Here is a 17,713-nt window from a genome sequence, read left to right on the forward strand (position 1 = left end):
CATGAAAAAATGGTATGCGGTAATCGGTGACCCGGTAGCGCAATCGATGTCTCCCCTAATGCACGAGGCATGGTTTCGGGAAAACGGAATAGACGCATCCTATATACCGATCCACGTAAAACCGGATCATTTGGCGGATGCAGTCGCTGGTTTAAAACGATTAGGCTGCAGCGGTTGGAATGTCACCGTTCCTCATAAAAGCGCAATCATCCCTTTTCTCGATCAAATTGACGAAGAAGCTAGACGGATGAACGCTGTCAACACGGTGAAGGTCCTCGAAGATGGTACCCTCATCGGAACGAATACTGATGGGCGCGGTTTTGTGCGCTCCTTGCAGGAAATTGGAGCTAATCCGGAGAGTGTTGGTGAGTTGCTGATCATCGGAGCAGGCGGGGCTGCTGCTGGCATTTCTTTCGCGCTTGAATCGGCGGATTACGGTCCGATTACCATAACCAACCGTACAGTCGAGAAAGCAAGGCAACTATCAGAAAGCCTACCGGGAAGTTCAGCACTTCCATTGGAAGAGGCGCAAATGGCAATCGGAACATTCGGTTTGATCGTTCAAACGACATCTGTCGGAATGAATTTTGCCCAAAGTGGGTTTCCGCTCGATCCATCCGGTATATCTGAAGGTGCGACGGTCGCTGACATCATCTACAATCCGATGGAAACCGAATTTCTCCGCTGTGCTCGTGAGGTTGGCGGCAAGACGATGAACGGGATTGGCATGTTTGTCCACCAAGGGGCATTGGCCTTTGAACTTTGGACAGGCATCTATCCCGATACGAAGAAAATGATTCAATCAATTACAACTCAACTTGGAGGAAAATAAATGTTAACAGGTAAACAGAAAAGTTTTTTACGAAGCGAAGCGCACCATCTTCAACCGATTTTCCAAATCGGAAAAGGCGGCTTGACAGAACCTATCATCAAACAAATCGAAGAGGCACTCGAAGCACGTGAGTTGATTAAAGTGAGTATTCTTCAAAATTGTGAAGAAGATAAGAATACGATTGCCGAAAAACTACAAGAAGCAGGAATCGAAGTCGCTCAAGTGATCGGGAAAATCCTCGTGCTTTACAAAGAATCAAAGGAGAAAAAGCGAATCGTTCTGCCGTAAGGAGGAAAACATGAAAAAAGTCGGATTGTTAGGCGGTACTTTCAACCCGCCCCATATAGGGCATCTGATTATGGCGAACGAAGTGAAGTACGCATTGCAACTTGATGAAGTCCGGCTCATGCCCACTTCAATCCCGCCCCATAAAGCGGATCCGTCGGATGCAACGCCGGAGCATCGGTTGAGAATGGTGGAGCTTGCCGTTTCGGGGATACCAGGACTGAGTGCATCTTCGTTTGAAGTTGACCGAGGCGGGATCTCCTATACATTCGAGACAATAAAAGCAATGAAGGAACAGGAGCCGGACACGGATTTCCACTTTATCATCGGCGGCGATATGATCGATATGCTGCCTAACTGGTATAAAATCGATGAACTGATGAAAATTGTAAAGTTTGTCGGGGTGGGCAGGCCGGGTACTGAAGGTAAAACGCACTATCCGATTACGATGGTCCAGATTCCTGAAATCGACCTGTCTTCGACGCTGATCCGAAACCGGCTGCAAACGGGCGGCACCATCCAATTCCTTGTACCGGAAAAAATCGGGACATATATCAGACAGGAGGAACTTTATGGAATCCGCAGCGCTGATAATAGAGCTTGAAAAAAGATTACCAAGAAAACGCTTTGAACATGTACTGAGAGTGACGGAAACGGCTAAGGAATTGGCCGGGCGTTTCGGTGTTCCGGCATGTATAGCGGAACAGGCTGCATTGTTCCACGATATCGCGAAGTTCATGGAGCCTTCCGAAATGCGAAGATTGATCGAAGAGAACGGGGAAGATGTAAAGTTGTTTTCGTTCCATCATGAACTTTGGCATGCAGCTGCTGGACGTATCATCGCTGAGCAGGATTTCGGCGTCCAGGATCAGGATATCCTGAACGCTATCCGCTATCATACAACGGGCAGAGCAGGCATGTCCGACTTGGAGAAGCTCATCTACATCGCCGATCTTATTGAGCCGGGTAGGGACTTTCCAGGCATCACTGAGCTGCGTAATGCTGCCAAGCTGAATATGGACGAGGCGATGAGGGCTTGCATCGTTCATTCAGTACGGTATCTTATCGATAGGAATGCGGCTGTGTTTCCCGACTCCATTGAGTGCTATAATGAACACGTGCAAATAATTTGAACGACCCAACTACGAAAGGAAACGTGAGAAAATGCCAACATTACTTGAAACAGCTTATAATGCGGTAGATGATAAAAAGGGGCAAGATATTGTCGTGATGAATATGGAGGGAGTATCCCTTATTGCGGACCAGTTCATTATCTGTCATGCGAACTCCGAGCGACAGGTGCAAGCGATTGCCAGAGAAGTTGCCGACAAAGCTGCTGAAAACGAATTTGATGTCAAAAGGGTTGAAGGCCTCGACAATGGAAGATGGGTTCTCGTCGATTTGGGCGATGTCGTTGTCCATGTATTCCATAGAGATGAGCGCGGCTATTATAACTTGGAGAAGTTATGGGGAGACGCTCCACTGCTGAAAATGGATAATGAGCAATAAGGAAGCCTATACGGATTTCGCTCTCGTCTATGATGAATTGATGACCGATATCCCTTATGAAGCCTACGTGGATCTGATATCCATTGCTGCAGACGGGATTAAAGGAAAGAAGATCATCGATGTCGGCTGCGGGACAGGGTTGCTTTCCGTAAAGTTAGCGAAATCCGGAGCGTTCGTCACTGGAATCGATCTATCAAAGAATATGCTCTCGATTGCGGAAAAACGCTCAAATGATCTTTCCTTGAATATCGAGTTTCAAGAGAAGCCCATGCAGGAAATAGAGGGCTCTGAGCAGTTTGATGTCGCGGTCATCGCAATCGATTCGCTAAACTATTTACCGGACCGGGAAAGCGTCCTTGCTACCTTTAATGGAATCCATTCGGTCTTGAAGAAAGGTGGAGTGCTCATTTTCGATGTGCATTCCATCTTCAAGACGGATGTCATTTTCATGGATGGCCCTTTCACTTTCGATAATGACCGTATCGCGTATATATGGCATACGGAAGAAGGAGATGAGGAGCATTCCGTGCTATCGGAGCTCAGCTTCTTCGTAAAAGAGGAAAGCGGACTTTATCGCCGATTCGATGAACGGCATCAACAACGGACATTCCATGTATTTGAATATGTGGATTTATTGCGGGAAGCCGGTTTTACAATTGAACGCATTTTTGCAGATTGGGAAGATGAGCCGCCGCACGAGGAAAGTGAAAGAATATTTTATCAAGTGCGCAAATGAAACTTCCATTTTCCGAGGTAATCATATATAGTGGAAGATGACTCCATATGGATGCCTCGTAGAAAGGGTGGGAAAGCTGTTTCTATCGATCGTATCCGGAAAATGGCGTAAGATCATCACCCCAATCGCAGCAATCGCTGTACTCTCCGCATTTCTGTTCTTTCCCCGAGGACAGGCCGGCAGTCAACTGACAGTCGAAGGCGGACAATCCCCAATAATTGACGTTATACAAGAGCAACTTCAAGAAGAACAACTGATTGAACGTATTGAGGCGGCCGTGGTGACAATCATGGTCGACATACAAGGCGCCGTGAAATATCCGGGCGTCTATTCACTTATGGAAGGAGATCGTCTGATCGACGCCATTCACGCGGCGGGAGGCTATTTAGCCGACGCAGACTCGCGTATGTTGAACCACGCGATGAAGCTGCCAGATGAATTTTTCATTTACGTCCCGAGGGAAGGCGAAGAAGTCGATTTCTCCACTCCATCAGGATCATTTCCGCCCCAACAAGGCGGAGGTGTGAAGGATGACGGGAAAGTGAATATCAATACTGCTGATGTGCAGGAGCTTATGACGATTCCGGGTATCGGACCGTCAAAGGCTGCTGCCATCCTTCAATATCGGGAAGAGCATGGACCGTTCATTTCTCCCGAGGCCATAATGGAAGTGTCCGGAATCGGGCAAAAGACGTTTGAAAAGCTTGAGTCTTTCATTACGGCAAAATAATTGAAACTGTTTGGAGGCATACATATGGAGCGGATTACATGGGATCAGTTTTTCATGGCGCAATGCCATTTGCTTGCGGTCAGGAGCACATGCACGAGACTGACAGTCGGAGCGACGATTGTCAGGGACAATAGGATCATTGCAGGAGGTTATAACGGCTCCATTTCGGGTGGGGACCATTGCATCGATCACGGATGCTATGTCGTTGGGAACCATTGCGTCCGTACAATTCACGCGGAGATGAATGCATTGCTTCAATGCGCGAAATACGGGAGCCCTGTAGAAGGATCCACTTTGTATGTAACTCATTTCCCTTGTTTGCAATGTTCAAAGGCGATTATCCAATCCGGAATAAAGACCGTCAATTATGCATCGGATTATAAGAATGATGAATATGCCATAGAACTTTTCATGCAAGCCGGAGTCGAAATCAGACACGTCCCTTTCGATGAAAGGAAAGTGGATTTCACGAAGGAAGGGAAACTGAAGCTAATTAATGACTTGCTTGTGGAAATGGAAACATTAGGCGCGCCGACTGATGAGCTTCTCCCGTTCAAAAGAAGGGTGGATGACCTATTCGGGAAATGATCGGCAAAGTCCGTATTATTTATATTTGCATGCCGGTTGCCGTATCCGCTTTTGCTGCATACGGTCCGGTTCACGTTTTATTCCTCAATCTATTGCTTGTCCCCATCTTTCTCCTTAGAAAAGAAGCCGTCACTCCGTTACTCGCAGTCGCGGCATCATTACTCTCCTATTTTTTCATTTCATTGCATGTACCTGAACTTAAAGAAGGCGGGCAGCCTGCCACCCTAAACCTGACATGGACAGATCAAGTCAAGATCGATGGCGGTAAAATGAAAGGCTTTGCCAGGACCGACTCGGGCGATATCGTCTATGCCTTGCTGAAGTTTGAGAGCGAAGCCCAGAAATTGCAATTTCAAAACTTGCACATCCCTTCATACCGATTTACTTTAAAAGGTGCCTTTCAGGAGCTTCCCATCCCTGCACATGAATACTCCTTTAATATGGAGCATTATGTAAGGATGAATGGCGCGTTCGGCGTGTTCGAGTCCGATAGGTTGATAGGCTATGAATTTACCTTTGGATTGCAGACTATCTTATCCCGGCATAGATGGAAGTTGAAATATCATATCCAGGAAACCTTCCCGGAATCACTCGTAACCGAAGCGCAAGCACTGCTCATCGGGGACCGGAGTGGCATGGATGAAGAAGTGGCTTCAAGGTACAGGACTCTCGGCATAACCCATCTGTTTGCGATCTCAGGCTTACATGTGGGGTTATTGACGTTTCTATTTAGAAGCCTGCTTATCAGGTTGTCGATCCGGATTGAGACGATCGACAATTTACTGATCATCCTTTTGCCTTTATATGCAGTAATGGCGGGTGGTGCGCCATCAGTTTGGCGAGCGGTATCCGTGACGATTTTAATATTGCTCACCGCAACGGGACGTTTAAGGATGAGAATAGATGACGCACTCGCCATGAGTGCGTCTGGTTTTATCATTTTGCAGCCGTTCGTAGTGTTCCAGCCTGGATTCCAACTTTCTTATTTGGCGGCATTCTCGTTGATTTACTCGACAAGAATCCTTTCGCGTAGTGGATCGGCACTCAAAGTATCTTTCCTGGTGACGTCCATAACCCAATTGGCGTTATATCCGGTCCTTTTATATCATTTTTATGAGTTGTCATTATCGTCTTTCATTGTGAATCTTTTCTATGTGCCCCTCTATTCTTTTATCATTTTACCGATGAATATCGTATTGTTAATGCTGACCTATGTTTCCCCTATGATTGTAGGGGGCGTTTTTTCACTATATGTCCCGCTAAGAGGCTGGATAGATGCCTTGACGGAATACTTGGCTTCAATGCCTTACCAGCTATGGGTTCCAGGTCGTCCAGGGGCGATTACATCGGCACTGGCTGTAGGTGGTACCCTCTCATTCTTACTTTCGCTTGAAAGGGGAGGGAAGGTATCTCGGGCTATCCCGTTCGTCTTAATTCCTGCGCTTCTCATCCATGTGGTTCCCTATGCAGAATCAGAATTAAAGGTGACGTACCTTGATGTCGGACAAGGGGATTCCATCGTCATTGAACTTCCGCATCGGCGCGGTGTATTTATGATTGACACAGGAGGGACTGTGAATTTCGGAGCACCTAATTGGCGTTCGCCAGAAAATGTTTTCGAAGTGGGCAAAAGCATTGTCGTCCCATTTTTGAAAGGGAAGGGCATTACTAAAGTCGATAAAATGATTTTAACTCATGCGGATAGCGATCATATGGAAGGCGCTGACGAAGTGCTGGAAGAGATCCGGGTGGATGAGATTCATTTATCCCCAGGAAGCGAGAAGGAAAAAACGATGGAAGATGTGTTGTGGATAGCTAGAGAGAAGAGGATACCGGTATTTGCGGTGGCTGAAGGGGTGGCGTGGTCGGACAAGTCCGCTGAATTCTTTTATATGGCGCCAGCTACAGGGGTATACAAAGGGAATGACAGCTCCCTCGTACTCTTCATGGCAACTGAAGGTCCTTCGTTCCTGTTCACGGGGGATTTGGAAGTAGAGGGGGAAAGGAAGTTCCTTAACACATACAAGGACTTTGATTGGGGGGAATTGATCCTCAAAGCCGGACACCACGGCAGCCGAACTTCAAGCTCTGATGAATTCATACGGTTCTTGCAACCAAAGCTGGCGATTTTCTCATACGGGCGGAATAATCGATATGGCCATCCGCACGCGGAAGTGGTGGAGACCTTTGAAAAATACGATGTTCCGACGAAGGCAACGGCAGATCATGGTTCGATAACAATTTCCGTGAATAGAGGCGGCAGCTATCACATTTTATCGCGGGAGAAATGAAAAGACGGTCTTGTCCATTCCGCTCGGGGAATGAATAAGCCGTCTTTCAGGAGTGCTATTAGTGCGCGACGAAGTCTACGATTGTAGCAATAACGAAAATTGCAGAAAAGGCAACGAAAGCTACAATGAAACCGATACCAGAGTCGATTAAATCATTGCGTTTAGACTGTACGTCATGTTCAAACTCATTCATTGCTACACCTCCTAATTCCTTTATAGTATAGATGATAACGAAAAAAAAATCTATATCAAACGATTTAATATGCCGGGTTTATGACAATCGACACAAATTGTTCATAGTCCTGAATCGATAATGTATAATAGGACAATGTGAGTGACTGGAGGGAAACAAGTGGTCAACGCGATATGGAAAAAGATTAATGAAGGAAAAATAGAACCCGTTTATTTATTGACAGGCGTCGAACAGCATTTGATTGATACGACAATTAAACGAATTGTGAAGGCAATGCCGGACATCGATGAAACTTCGGTCGTCCGTTTCGATTTGGACGAAACGCCAGTTGAGGTCGTTCTTGAAGAGGCGGATACACTTCCTTTTTTGGAAGACAGGAAATTGATCGTTGCCAATAATGCCTCATTCCTGAAGGCGTCCGATAAAACGAAAGAGAAAGTAGTACATAACATCACACTGCTCGAATCATGGCTGGCAAGTCCATCACCGACTGCTGTAGTCCTGTTTGTGGCGCCTTATGAAAAACTGGATGGACGGAAAAAAATTGTGAAGGTCATGCAGCAAAAAGCTGTCGTAGTGGAAGCGATGCCACTCACGGGCCGTGATTTGACAACATGGATACAAAATGAAGCAGGAACGAACGGCATCAAAATCAGCCCCGAAACTGCGCAAGTGCTCGTGGAGATGGCTGGGGATAGCCTTTTGACCCTATCCAATGAAATTGCCAAAATCGGTATGTATATGAATGGAACTGGTGACGTGACCCGGGAAATCATCGAAATGCTCGTCCCGCGCCTGCCCGAAATGGATGTCTTCCGTCTAACTGACGCCTATATGACTGGAAATGTGAAGGGTACAATTTCAATTTACCATGACCTGTTACGAAATGGCGAAGAGCCCATCATGCTCACATCCCTCATAGCCGGTCAGATCCGCTTGATGATCCATGTGTCATCATTGGTGAAAAAAGGATACCAACAACAACAAATCGCAAAAACGTTGAACGTCCACCCATACAGGGTCAAGCTAATAATGGAGAATCGAAGCATTCCCAAAATGGAAAGGCTACTGCTCATTTTGCAAAAACTGGCGAAAATTGACCATCAATTGAAATCAACAAGCGGCAAAAGGGAAAGAGTATTAGAAATCTTCTTCATGGAACCGTTAAAAGTTTAAATAGAAAAGGCTGTCCACTTTGTCGATCGAGCGACACAAGTGGACAGCCTTTTTTACTTATTGAGCTTTTCTTGTAAGACGTGCTTTTTGACGAGCAGCTGTATTTTTGTGGATAAGACCTTTACGAGCAGCTGTATCCAATTTTTTGACTGCGTCTTTCAAAAGTTCAGAAGAGTTCTCTTCTTTATTGATGAGCGCAGTGTCAGCTTTACGTACAGCAGTACGCATTGCAGCTTTGTAAGCAGAGTTTTGCTCATTTGCTGCTGCACTTTGTTTAACGCGCTTGATTGCACCTTTGATGTTTGGCATTCCATTCACCTCCAATTTCAGGTAAGGCAAGAGTGTTTCCATAATAGCATTCGGATATCTCTTTACAACATTAACATTTTAGCAAAAACCTAGCTTTAACGCAATAAAAATATGCAAAGAATATTTCCTTGACACAACGTGCAAACTGCATATTGAGGTGAAGACAATGGATAAATACGATTTTTACCGAACGGACCTCCTAGTGGAAAACGAAGAAATGGTTCGCCATCGGACAGAAAAAGAGAAGCAGAAATTAAAGGATTCGGAAGGCATACAATTTGACGAGCAGCGAAAAGGCAGAGTGATTTTGACATCAGTTACAATCAATGATGAAGGAGAAAAGAGGATAGGCAAGAAAAAGGGCACCTATTTGACCCTGACGAATCCCACGCTAATGCATACCGATCGTGAAGGACTTCAGGAAATGGCGGAAATGCTCAAGTCAAAACTGACTGAAATGACTGAAGGCATAACGGATTTGAAAAACGGAAAAATTCTATTCGTTGGCCTAGGGAACCGGGAAGTGACGCCTGACGCAGTCGGACCGCTGACAATGGATCGTTTGAAAGAAATTGTACCGCTATATTATTCGGACGATGGCAGCGAGGTATTCGTATATGCACCAGGCGTGACAATTCAAACGGGGCTTGAAACAGCTGATTTTGTCAATGCGTTGGTCAACGAAATCAAACCTGATCTGCTGATTGTCATCGATGCTTTGGCAGCCAGGGACAGTTCGAGATTATGCAAAACAATACAGATGACAGACACAGGCATTCATCCCGGTTCGGGAGTGGGGAATAGCCGCAAGGAGTTATCCAGAGAAACGTTGGGAATCCCGGTCATCGCAATCGGCATCCCGACTGTCGTGGATGGACCTGTATTGATTGCGGATGCCATCAATACGTTATTCACTTATATCGCATCCAAAATCGAGGAGGAAAGTCATCCATCCTCGAGGCTATCTGTTGGGAATTGGTTGCATACTCCTAATAAGGATGCAGATCGGTCGAAACTAATTCCGATTTTCGGGGATTGGACTTCATGGCCCCATGAAGAACGGGTGCAATTATTTGAAGAAGTTTTATCGAATCACGATTTGAATACATTCATTTCACCGAAAGAGATTGACTCTTGGGCCGCCCTTTATGCGGAGACATTAACCGATTCGATCAGTGAGTGGATTGAGGAGATTAAAACGAGTCATTGACCCATCCCCCCGTGCATATAGTTGAAGACGGGGGGATGTCGCTTGAAGAAAAATATGCAAATATGGCTTGTAATCGTATTCGTTCTTTTCCTTTTCCCGGTACTCATCCAATTTATACCGGAAGAATCAAAAATCTCAAATTCGAAAATCATCAAGGAAAATGCAATAATCGTTTACGCTTCCAACATCGTTGAGGAAGAGAAGGTGGAAGTGGAACCAGAACCGGAACCTGCATCCGAAGTGATCGAGGAAGTCGAAGTGAAGGCCGGGAAAGTATTAATTTATAATACGCACTCCCATGAGGCGTACAAACCGATGACAAAAGCGGCTGATGGAAAAATTGCGGTTGACCATCAGACCGAAAACATCGTTATTATGAGCGAGAAACTTAAAAGTCTACTTGAAATCAATGGTATGGAAGCTGAAATACTAAAGAAAGTAGTGCCTCACAAATACGCTTACTCTAATATAAGGCCGTATGTGAAAAAGCAGCTTTCTGAAAATGAATATGATTTAATAATTGACATTCATCGGGATGATATCGGACCCGACAAGTCAACGATAATTCATGAAGGGGAACGTTATGCAAAAGTTGCCTTCGTCCTTGGGTTAGATAACCCTTCTTATAAAAAAAACGAAGAAATTACAAACAAATTTAAAGCGGAGATGGAAAAACGGATTCCGGGTATTACGAGGGATGTCATTCCAAAAGGCGGGGCTGGTGTTGATGGGAAGTATAACCAAGACCTCCACCCCAAGCTCGTTCTCATGGAGCTTGGAGGAGTAGGGAACTCGGAAGACGAGCTGAATAGGACATTGGGAGTCGTCTCAGAGGCGATAGTAGATATGTTTAATGAAGATGAAGTAGAAGAAAAATGAATAGGAGTCCTGCTTCATGGATAACTACCATGAAGCTTTTTACATTGGATTCATCATCAATCTTTATCAAAACGCAGTCATCTGTTAGAATTGATAAGTCATATGAAGGCTTTCGGTATTTAGCTTGCGGGAATAAGAAAATGTAACATGTTTATCAGTTATTTGCTATAATGCAAATAGCTTATATAGGAGTGAACTGACAGATGAATCATGATGAAAGATTGGCACGTCAAAAAAACATAAGAAACTTCTCGATTATTGCCCACATCGATCACGGGAAATCGACGTTAGCCGATCGTCTATTGGAAAAGACGGAAACGGTAAGCTCGCGTGAAATGAAATCACAGACACTGGATTCTATGGATTTGGAGCGCGAACGTGGAATAACAATCAAATTGAACGCAGTGCAATTATCATACACCGCGAAAAATGGTGAAGTGTACACATTCCACCTCATTGATACTCCGGGGCACGTAGACTTTACGTACGAAGTGTCAAGGAGCCTCGCGGCATGTGAAGGGGCGCTGCTTGTCGTCGACGCGGCACAAGGGATCGAAGCGCAAACGTTGGCAAACGTTTATTTGGCACTGGACAATGATCTGGAAATCCTGCCTATTATTAATAAAATCGATTTGCCTGCTGCAGATCCGGATAAAGTGAAAAAGGAAATTGAAGATGTTATCGGGTTGGATGCATCCGAAGCAGTACATGCTTCGGCTAAAGCCGGCATCGGCATCGAAGAGATCCTTGAACAGATTGTCGAGAAAGTGCCTGCGCCGACTGGAGATCCACAAGCGCCATTGAAAGCATTGATCTTCGACTCGCACTATGATCAATATAAAGGTGTCATCGTCAATATTCGAATTGTCGAAGGCACTGTCAAACCGGGCGATAAAATCCGTATGATGGCAACAGGTAAAGAATTTGAAGTTATAGAGACGGGCGTGTTCACACCGAATATTTCCATGCGTGATGAACTATCAGTTGGAGATGTCGGATTCCTTTCGGCGGCGATTAAAAATGTTGGTGATACACGGGTTGGAGACACGATTACAAATGCGAAGAACCCGGCTAGCGAACCGCTGCCTGGTTACCGTAGATTGAATCCAATGGTATTCTGTGGACTATACCCAATTGATTCATCCAAATATGTTGACTTGCGTGAAGCGCTCGAGAAACTCGAGCTGAACGACTCAGCTTTGGAATATGAAGCGGAGACGTCACAGGCACTTGGCTTCGGGTATCGATGCGGATTCCTCGGACTGCTCCATATGGAGATCATCCAGGAACGTATTGAACGTGAATTCAAAATCGACTTGATCACAACTGCACCGAGTGTTATTTATAATGTTGTTACGACTGACGGAAAAGAATTGAAAGTCGACAACCCTTCCATGATGCCGGATGCACAAAAAATCGACCATGTCGAAGAGCCTTATGTGAAAGCATCAATCATGGTGCCGAACGAATACGTCGGTTCCGTCATGGAGTTATGCCAGCAAAAACGCGGCAATTTCATTACGATGGATTACTTGGATGCATCTCGTGTCAATATTATATACGAATTGCCTCTTGCAGAAATCGTCTATGACTTTTTCGACCAACTGAAATCAGGGACGAAAGGATATGCGTCCTTCGATTACGAATTGATCGGCTATAAAACATCGAAACTTGTCAAAATGGACATCCTGTTGAACGGTGAGCAGGTCGATGCCCTTAGCTTCATCGTCCACCGTGACTTCAGCTATGAGCGAGGGAAGGCGATTGTTGAGAAGCTGAGAAAACTTATCCCTCGTCAACAGTTTGAAGTGCCTGTACAGGCCGCAATCGGTCAAAAGATCGTTGCACGTTCGACAATCAAGTCGATCGGTAAAAACGTTCTTGCTAAATGTTACGGCGGAGACATCTCCCGTAAAAGGAAGTTACTTGAGAAGCAAAAAGAAGGGAAGAAGCGGATGAAGCAAGTCGGATCCGTCGAAGTCCCGCAAGAAGCATTCATGGCCGTTTTGAAAATGGATGAGGACTAAAGCGAATGGCGTCTGCAAGTCACTGGCGCCCGGAGCTTGATGAAGAGTGATATCATGCAAAAGGAGTCCGCTCTGGGCTCCTTTTTGCTCGACTGATATTGCTGACTAGAAAGGGGACACAACAAATGCGAGGCATGTATATTCATATTCCTTTCTGCCACCAGATTTGCCATTACTGCGATTTCAATAAAGTGTTCTTTAAAAATCAACCAGTTGATGAGTATATCGAATCGATCGGAAACGAACTGACCATTATGGCGAATGAAGGACATTCATTCGAAGGGCTTGAAACGGTATTCCTTGGCGGAGGTACACCGACTTCATTATCGGAAGGACAATTGGACCGATTACTTGAGATCATCCATCAGCATGTTGATGTCAGTGCGTTGCGTGAATTTTCGACGGAAGCAAATCCAGATGAATTGACCCGAGGGAAGCTCTCTGTCCTGAAAAGCGGCGGAGTAGGTCGGCTGAGCATAGGCGTCCAGTCATTCGACGAGCAACTTTTGAAAAGGATCGGGAGGACGCATAGCGCGGACACTCCGGCAAGAGTTATCCAGGATGCACGTGAAATTGGTTTTGAAAACATAAGCATCGATCTTATCTATGGGTTGCCGGAGCAAACCGTTCAACAATGGGAAGAAACTCTCGATAAAGCGTTAGCATTGGACTTGCCTCATTATTCAGGTTATTCGCTCATCGTCGAGCCTAAAACTGTTTTTTATAATTTAATGAATAAAGGCAAGCTGCCGTTGCCAGGCGAGGATATCGAGGCAGAGATGTTTTCCATGCTCATGGACCGGATGACTAAAGCGGGTAGACGGCAATATGAAATAAGTAATTTTGCGTTGCCTGGGAATGAATCGATCCATAATCTCATTTATTGGGATAATGACGAGTACGCTGGCATCGGCGCAGGTGCACATGGATATTTGAAGGGACGAAGGTATGCAAATTTCGGTCCTCTCAGAAAGTATATGGAATCCATGGATACAGGAGCTCGACCCGTAATGGAATCAAATGAAGTGACAATTACCGAAGCGATGGAAGAGGAAATGTTTTTAGGCTTGCGCAAATCGGAAGGGGTATCCCTGCAGTCCTTCAAATCGAAATTCGGAAAATCATTGACCGAAGAGTATGGCATTGTCCTTGCGGAATTGTCCGGAAAAGGACTGGTTTCCGAATCAGAGGGTAGTATTAAATTGACACGGAAAGGCATTTTCAGAGGGAACGAAGTCTTCCAGCAATTTCTCAAATGAACGAGGGGTAATTCATTGACACTGGCAAAAGGTTTTGTTAAATTATGAGTAGTATTAGCACTCGCCGTTAAAGAGTGCTAACAGGAGTGATGAGTATGTTGACAAACAGACAATTGCTAATTCTGCAACTGACGGTTAACGATTTCATCGAATCCGCCCAACCTGTCGGATCAAGGCAGTTATCTAAAAAACCGGAAGCTCCATACAGTCCCGCGACCATTCGGAATGACATGGCCGATCTGGAGGAATTGGGTTATCTCGAAAAAACCCATACTTCGTCAGGCAGAGTACCTTCCGAAAAAGGGTACCGTTTTTATGTCGATCATTTATTGACACCCGAAAAGCTGACATTGTCGGACAGTATGCAATTACGTTCCGTTTTTCAAGATCGGGTAATGGAGACGGAGGAACTGATACGGAATTCCGCGAAAATCATATCCGAATTGACAAATTATACATCGATACTTTTAGGTCCGGACATGTCAATGCATTCAGTGAAGCGGTTTTCAATCGTGCCGCTGGATGACACGAAAGCGGTCGCAATCATTGTGACCGATAATGGACATGTGGAGAACAGGGTCTTCGATGTACCGCAAGGCATGCTTGCTTCGGATATTGAAAAGATGGTCAATATTTTAAATGAAAGGCTTGTCGGAACGCCATTGAGCTTCCTGCAAAACAAGCTTGCCCACGAGACGAAGACGGTCTTCGAACAGCATGTCCATCATGCTGGGGAACTGTTAGCCTCATTTCAAAGGGCCATGACGATCAAGCCTGAAGAACGTCTGTACTTCGGCGGAAAAATGAATATGATGAAACAGCCGGAATTCAACGACCTGCAAAAAATGAAGATGTTTTTCGAGTTGATGGAAAACGGAGCACCCGCGTTTGACTTTTTCCAAGATGACTCAAAAGGCATCCATGTCCGGATCGGTTCAGAAAACAAACATAACGCGATGGAAGATTGCAGTGTGATTACTGCAAATTACTCTGCCGGCGGAAATATGACCGGTTCCATAGCGATTATCGGACCGAAACGAATGGATTATGGCAGGGTCATTACGATGCTTGACATCCTAAGTGAGAATTTATCGCAAGCATTACTGAAAACGGCCATCGGATTGGATAGGAGGAACGAAGAGTGACGGATAAAAAGGTAGCAGTGGATAAAGAAGTTGTCCAGGAAACTGCAAACGAAGAATTAGACAATTTAGCGAGCCAGCAAGCGGAAACGGAGCAAAAGGGAACTGTTGAAGAGGATATAGCTTCTGAAGAAACTCCTGTAGAGCTAGACGAAAAGGATGAGAGAATCAACGAGCTGGAGTCCAAATTACAGGATGAGGAAAACAAGCTCCTCCGCGTCCTGGCAGACTTTGAAAATGCAAAAAGAAGAAATGCGATTGATCAGGAAGCGCTTGTCAAATACAAAGCACAAAGCTTGTTGACGACAATTTTACCTGTATTGGACAATTTCGAACGCGCACTTGCAGTCGAAGTCAAAAATGAGGAAGCGCAATCTATCATGACTGGGATGGATATGATTTACCGCAACCTGTTTGAAGCGTTAAAAGGGGAAGGGTTGGTCGAAATTGAGGCGTTGGACAAGGAGTTCGACCCGAATTTCCATCAGGCCGTCATGACAGGGAATGATCCCGAAAAGTCATCAGGCGTCGTGCTTGAGGAGCTACAAAAAGGGTATATGTTGAAAGATCGTGTACTTCGACCTACTATGGTCAAAGTAAACGAATGAGTAGATAGTTTACGTGTAGATGCATTAAATTAGGAGGAATTCAAATGAGCAAAATTATCGGTATCGACTTGGGTACAACGAACTCAGTTGTAGCAGTATATGAAGGTGGAGAGGCGAAAGTCATTCCGAACCCGGAAGGCAACCGTACATCTCCATCCGTAGTTGCATTCAAAAACGGAGAGCGTCAAGTTGGAGAAGTGGCGAAGCGCCAATCCATTACAAATCCAAACACGATCATGTCCGTAAAAAGACATATGGGATCCGATTATAAAGTGAAAGTTGAAGAAAAGGAATACACTCCACAAGAAGTTTCTGCGATGATCCTTCAATACATGAAAGGCTATGCGGAAGAATACTTAGGTGAAAAAGTGACGAAAGCGGTAATTACTGTACCTGCATACTTCAATGACGCACAACGTCAAGCAACGAAGGACGCGGGAACGATTGCTGGTCTTGAAGTTGAACGGATTATCAACGAGCCTACAGCTGCAGCATTGGCATACGGTTTAGATAAGACAGACGAGGATGAGACAATTCTAGTATACGACCTTGGCGGCGGTACATTCGACGTTTCAATCCTTGAACTAGGAGACGGCGTGTTCCAAGTGCGTGCGACAGCAGGCGACAATAAACTAGGCGGAGATGACTTCGACGATGTCGTCATCGATTACTTAGTACAGGAATTCCGTAAAGAGAATACAATCGACCTTTCTAAAGACAAAATGGCAATGCAACGTCTGAAAGATGCTGCAGAAAAAGCGAAGAAAGACCTTTCAGGCGTAACATCTACTCAAATTTCATTACCATTCATCACTGCGGGAGAAGCTGGTCCGCTTCACCTTGAAATTTCATTGACTCGCGCTAAATTCGACGAATTGACAGCTGATTTAGTGGAGCGCTCCATGGTACCGACGCGCCAGGCCATGAAAGATGCAGACTTATCTCCATCCGAAATCGACCGTGTCATCCTAGTTGGTGGATCCACTCGTATCCCTGCTGTTCAGGAAGCTATCAAGAAAGAAACGGGCAAAGAGCCATTCAAGGGAGTTAACCCTGACGAAGTCGTAGCGATGGGTGCTGCTGTTCAAGGTTCTATTCTGAGCGGTGACGTGAAAGATGTCGTCTTGCTTGACGTTACTCCGCTTTCCCTAGGAATTGAGACGATGGGAAGCGTCTTTACAAAATTGATTGAAAGAAATACGACAATCCCTACGAGCAAGTCGCAAGTGTTCTCGACGGCTGCGGACAACCAACCAGCTGTTGATATTCACGTATTGCAAGGGGAGCGTCCAATGGCTAGTGACAACAAAACACTTGGCCGTTTCCAATTAACGGATATTCCACCTGCGCCACGAGGCATCCCGCAAATCGAAGTTACATTCGATATTGATAAAAACGGTATTGTAACAGTAAAAGCGAAAGATCTCGGAACTCAAAAAGAGCAGAATATCACAATCCAATCAAGCTCTGGCCTATCCGACGATGAAATCGATAAAATGGTGAAAGATGCCGAAGCGAATGCGGAAGAGGATAAACGCCGCAAAGAGGAAGCGGATTTGAAAAATGACGCGGACCAGCTCGTATTCATGGCTGAAAAGACATTGAAGGATCTTGAAGGCAAAGTATCCGAAGATGAAGTGAAAAAAGTCGAGGAAGCAAAAGAAGAATTGAAAACGGCGATTGAAGCTGGCAATTTGGATGAAATGCGTACAAAGAAAGAAGCGTTGGAAGAAATTGTTCAGCAAATGACGATGAAATTATATGAGCAAGCGGCTGCTGAATCTCAAGCGCAAGGCGGCTCAGCCGAAGCTGGCGGCCAACCGCAGGATGATGGCGTAGTCGATGCCGACTTTGAAGAAGTCGAAGATGACAAGAAAAACTAATTGAACGATCGATTGACGGAAAAGTCAAAGTCCGATATTCCGGCTTTGACTTTTTC

At 45.3% G+C, this 17,713-nt stretch carries 19 protein-coding genes; 17 read left to right on the plus strand and 2 right to left on the minus strand.

Features of this window, described 5'->3' with window-relative positions; genetic code table 11:
• Nucleotide 1 precedes the first annotated feature (1 nt).
• Genes aroE through M3191_RS09885 form a run of 9 tightly spaced genes read left to right on the plus strand, consistent with a single transcriptional unit; the run spans nucleotide 2 to nucleotide 6,971 of the window.
• Nucleotides 2-832, plus strand: a complete 831-nt coding sequence (gene aroE, locus M3191_RS09845) for a shikimate dehydrogenase (RefSeq protein WP_251700223.1) — start codon at nucleotides 2-4, stop codon at nucleotides 830-832.
• Nucleotides 833-1,120 carry a ribosome assembly RNA-binding protein YhbY gene (gene yhbY, locus M3191_RS09850; RefSeq protein WP_251700224.1) on the plus strand — a complete coding sequence of 96 codons (288 nt, stop codon included), beginning with the start codon at nucleotides 833-835 and terminating at the stop codon, nucleotides 1,118-1,120.
• Between the two features lie 10 nt (nucleotides 1,121-1,130).
• Nucleotides 1,131-1,721: a nicotinate-nucleotide adenylyltransferase gene (locus M3191_RS09855; RefSeq protein WP_251700225.1), complete on the plus strand. Its 591-nt coding sequence runs from the start codon at nucleotides 1,131-1,133 to the stop codon at nucleotides 1,719-1,721.
• Entirely contained in the window at nucleotides 1,690-2,250 is a 561-nt protein-coding gene (gene yqeK, locus M3191_RS09860; RefSeq protein ID WP_251700226.1) for a bis(5'-nucleosyl)-tetraphosphatase (symmetrical) YqeK, read from the plus strand. The genes M3191_RS09855 and yqeK overlap by 32 nt, the downstream gene beginning before the upstream one ends.
• Nucleotides 2,251-2,281: 31 nt before the next feature.
• Nucleotides 2,282-2,626 carry a ribosome silencing factor gene (rsfS, locus tag M3191_RS09865; RefSeq protein WP_251700227.1) on the plus strand — a complete coding sequence of 115 codons (345 nt, stop codon included), beginning with the start codon at nucleotides 2,282-2,284 and terminating at the stop codon, nucleotides 2,624-2,626.
• Nucleotides 2,616-3,362: a class I SAM-dependent DNA methyltransferase gene (locus tag M3191_RS09870; protein WP_251700228.1), complete on the plus strand. Its 747-nt coding sequence runs from the start codon at nucleotides 2,616-2,618 to the stop codon at nucleotides 3,360-3,362. The genes rsfS and M3191_RS09870 overlap by 11 nt, the downstream gene beginning before the upstream one ends.
• A 37-nt stretch (nucleotides 3,363-3,399) precedes the next feature.
• Nucleotides 3,400-4,092, plus strand: coding sequence for a helix-hairpin-helix domain-containing protein (locus M3191_RS09875; RefSeq protein ID WP_251700229.1), 693 nt, complete (start codon nucleotides 3,400-3,402; stop codon nucleotides 4,090-4,092).
• A 24-nt stretch (nucleotides 4,093-4,116) separates the two neighbouring features.
• On the plus strand, nucleotides 4,117-4,680 hold the full coding sequence (locus tag M3191_RS09880; protein WP_251700230.1) for a ComE operon protein 2: 564 nt from the start codon (nucleotides 4,117-4,119) through the stop codon (nucleotides 4,678-4,680).
• The gene (locus M3191_RS09885; RefSeq protein ID WP_251700231.1) at nucleotides 4,677-6,971 is read left to right on the plus strand and encodes a DNA internalization-related competence protein ComEC/Rec2; all 2,295 of its coding nucleotides are present in this window, start codon (nucleotides 4,677-4,679) and stop codon (nucleotides 6,969-6,971) included. The genes M3191_RS09880 and M3191_RS09885 overlap by 4 nt, the downstream gene beginning before the upstream one ends.
• A 58-nt stretch (nucleotides 6,972-7,029) precedes the next feature.
• Here the strand turns inward: M3191_RS09885 and M3191_RS09890 are convergent, their stop codons facing one another.
• Nucleotides 7,030-7,164 (minus strand): YqzM family protein, encoded by a 135-nt coding sequence (locus M3191_RS09890; protein WP_251694353.1) that lies wholly within the window; start codon nucleotides 7,162-7,164, stop codon nucleotides 7,030-7,032.
• A 159-nt stretch (nucleotides 7,165-7,323) separates the two neighbouring features.
• On the opposite strand from M3191_RS09890, the gene holA reads away from it, so the two are divergent.
• The gene (holA, locus tag M3191_RS09895; protein WP_251700232.1) at nucleotides 7,324-8,340 is read left to right on the plus strand and encodes a DNA polymerase III subunit delta; all 1,017 of its coding nucleotides are present in this window, start codon (nucleotides 7,324-7,326) and stop codon (nucleotides 8,338-8,340) included.
• A 57-nt stretch (nucleotides 8,341-8,397) separates the two neighbouring features.
• On the opposite strand, the gene rpsT is transcribed toward holA, so the two are convergent.
• Nucleotides 8,398-8,649: a 30S ribosomal protein S20 gene (gene rpsT, locus M3191_RS09900; protein ID WP_251700233.1), complete on the minus strand. Its 252-nt coding sequence runs from the start codon at nucleotides 8,647-8,649 to the stop codon at nucleotides 8,398-8,400.
• A 166-nt stretch (nucleotides 8,650-8,815) separates the two neighbouring features.
• Between rpsT and gpr the strand changes: the two genes are divergently transcribed.
• The 7 genes from gpr to dnaK all read left to right on the plus strand — a co-directional run bounded on the left by gpr (nucleotide 8,816) and on the right by dnaK (nucleotide 17,657).
• Nucleotides 8,816-9,859: a GPR endopeptidase gene (gene gpr, locus M3191_RS09905; RefSeq protein WP_251700234.1), complete on the plus strand. Its 1,044-nt coding sequence runs from the start codon at nucleotides 8,816-8,818 to the stop codon at nucleotides 9,857-9,859.
• Nucleotides 9,860-9,901: 42 nt separating this feature from the next.
• The gene (spoIIP, locus tag M3191_RS09910) at nucleotides 9,902-10,738 is read left to right on the plus strand and encodes a stage II sporulation protein P (protein WP_251700235.1); all 837 of its coding nucleotides are present in this window, start codon (nucleotides 9,902-9,904) and stop codon (nucleotides 10,736-10,738) included.
• Between the two features lie 203 nt (nucleotides 10,739-10,941).
• Nucleotides 10,942-12,765: a translation elongation factor 4 gene (gene lepA / locus M3191_RS09915; protein ID WP_251700236.1), complete on the plus strand. Its 1,824-nt coding sequence runs from the start codon at nucleotides 10,942-10,944 to the stop codon at nucleotides 12,763-12,765.
• A gap of 125 nt (nucleotides 12,766-12,890) precedes the next feature.
• The gene (gene hemW / locus M3191_RS09920) at nucleotides 12,891-14,024 is read left to right on the plus strand and encodes a radical SAM family heme chaperone HemW (RefSeq protein ID WP_251700237.1); all 1,134 of its coding nucleotides are present in this window, start codon (nucleotides 12,891-12,893) and stop codon (nucleotides 14,022-14,024) included.
• 95 nt (nucleotides 14,025-14,119) lie between these two features.
• The gene (gene hrcA, locus M3191_RS09925; RefSeq protein WP_251700238.1) at nucleotides 14,120-15,169 is read left to right on the plus strand and encodes a heat-inducible transcriptional repressor HrcA; all 1,050 of its coding nucleotides are present in this window, start codon (nucleotides 14,120-14,122) and stop codon (nucleotides 15,167-15,169) included.
• Nucleotides 15,170-15,186: 17 nt separating this feature from the next.
• Nucleotides 15,187-15,774, plus strand: a complete 588-nt coding sequence (gene grpE / locus M3191_RS09930; protein WP_251700516.1) for a nucleotide exchange factor GrpE — start codon at nucleotides 15,187-15,189, stop codon at nucleotides 15,772-15,774.
• 44 nt (nucleotides 15,775-15,818) lie between these two features.
• Entirely contained in the window at nucleotides 15,819-17,657 is a 1,839-nt protein-coding gene (gene dnaK, locus M3191_RS09935; RefSeq protein ID WP_251700239.1) for a molecular chaperone DnaK, read from the plus strand.
• The last annotated feature ends 56 nt before the right edge of the window (nucleotides 17,658-17,713 follow it).

The organism is Sporosarcina luteola (genome assembly GCF_023715535.1).
Classification (GTDB): domain Bacteria; phylum Bacillota; class Bacilli; order Bacillales_A; family Planococcaceae; genus Sporosarcina; species Sporosarcina luteola_B.

What these genes read in the sequence shown, in the direction of transcription:
- aroE (WP_251700223.1), top strand. Translation starts at nt 2, where the DNA reads ATGAAAAAATGGTATGCGGTAATCGGTGACCCGGTAGCGCAATCGATG.
- yhbY (WP_251700224.1), top strand. Translation starts at nt 833, where the DNA reads ATGTTAACAGGTAAACAGAAAAGTTTTTTACGAAGCGAAGCGCACCAT.
- M3191_RS09855 (WP_251700225.1), top strand. Translation starts at nt 1,131, where the DNA reads ATGAAAAAAGTCGGATTGTTAGGCGGTACTTTCAACCCGCCCCATATA.
- yqeK (WP_251700226.1), top strand. Translation starts at nt 1,690, where the DNA reads ATGGAATCCGCAGCGCTGATAATAGAGCTTGAAAAAAGATTACCAAGA.
- rsfS (WP_251700227.1), top strand. Translation starts at nt 2,282, where the DNA reads ATGCCAACATTACTTGAAACAGCTTATAATGCGGTAGATGATAAAAAG.
- M3191_RS09870 (WP_251700228.1), top strand. Translation starts at nt 2,616, where the DNA reads ATGAGCAATAAGGAAGCCTATACGGATTTCGCTCTCGTCTATGATGAA.
- M3191_RS09875 (WP_251700229.1), top strand. Translation starts at nt 3,400, where the DNA reads ATGACTCCATATGGATGCCTCGTAGAAAGGGTGGGAAAGCTGTTTCTA.
- M3191_RS09880 (WP_251700230.1), top strand. Translation starts at nt 4,117, where the DNA reads ATGGAGCGGATTACATGGGATCAGTTTTTCATGGCGCAATGCCATTTG.
- M3191_RS09885 (WP_251700231.1), top strand. Translation starts at nt 4,677, where the DNA reads ATGATCGGCAAAGTCCGTATTATTTATATTTGCATGCCGGTTGCCGTA.
- M3191_RS09890 (WP_251694353.1), bottom strand. Translation starts at nt 7,164, where the DNA reads ATGAATGAGTTTGAACATGACGTACAGTCTAAACGCAATGATTTAATC.
- rpsT (WP_251700233.1), bottom strand. Translation starts at nt 8,649, where the DNA reads ATGCCAAACATCAAAGGTGCAATCAAGCGCGTTAAACAAAGTGCAGCA.
- gpr (WP_251700234.1), top strand. Translation starts at nt 8,816, where the DNA reads ATGGATAAATACGATTTTTACCGAACGGACCTCCTAGTGGAAAACGAA.
- lepA (WP_251700236.1), top strand. Translation starts at nt 10,942, where the DNA reads ATGAATCATGATGAAAGATTGGCACGTCAAAAAAACATAAGAAACTTC.
- hemW (WP_251700237.1), top strand. Translation starts at nt 12,891, where the DNA reads ATGCGAGGCATGTATATTCATATTCCTTTCTGCCACCAGATTTGCCAT.
- hrcA (WP_251700238.1), top strand. Translation starts at nt 14,120, where the DNA reads ATGTTGACAAACAGACAATTGCTAATTCTGCAACTGACGGTTAACGAT.
- dnaK (WP_251700239.1), top strand. Translation starts at nt 15,819, where the DNA reads ATGAGCAAAATTATCGGTATCGACTTGGGTACAACGAACTCAGTTGTA.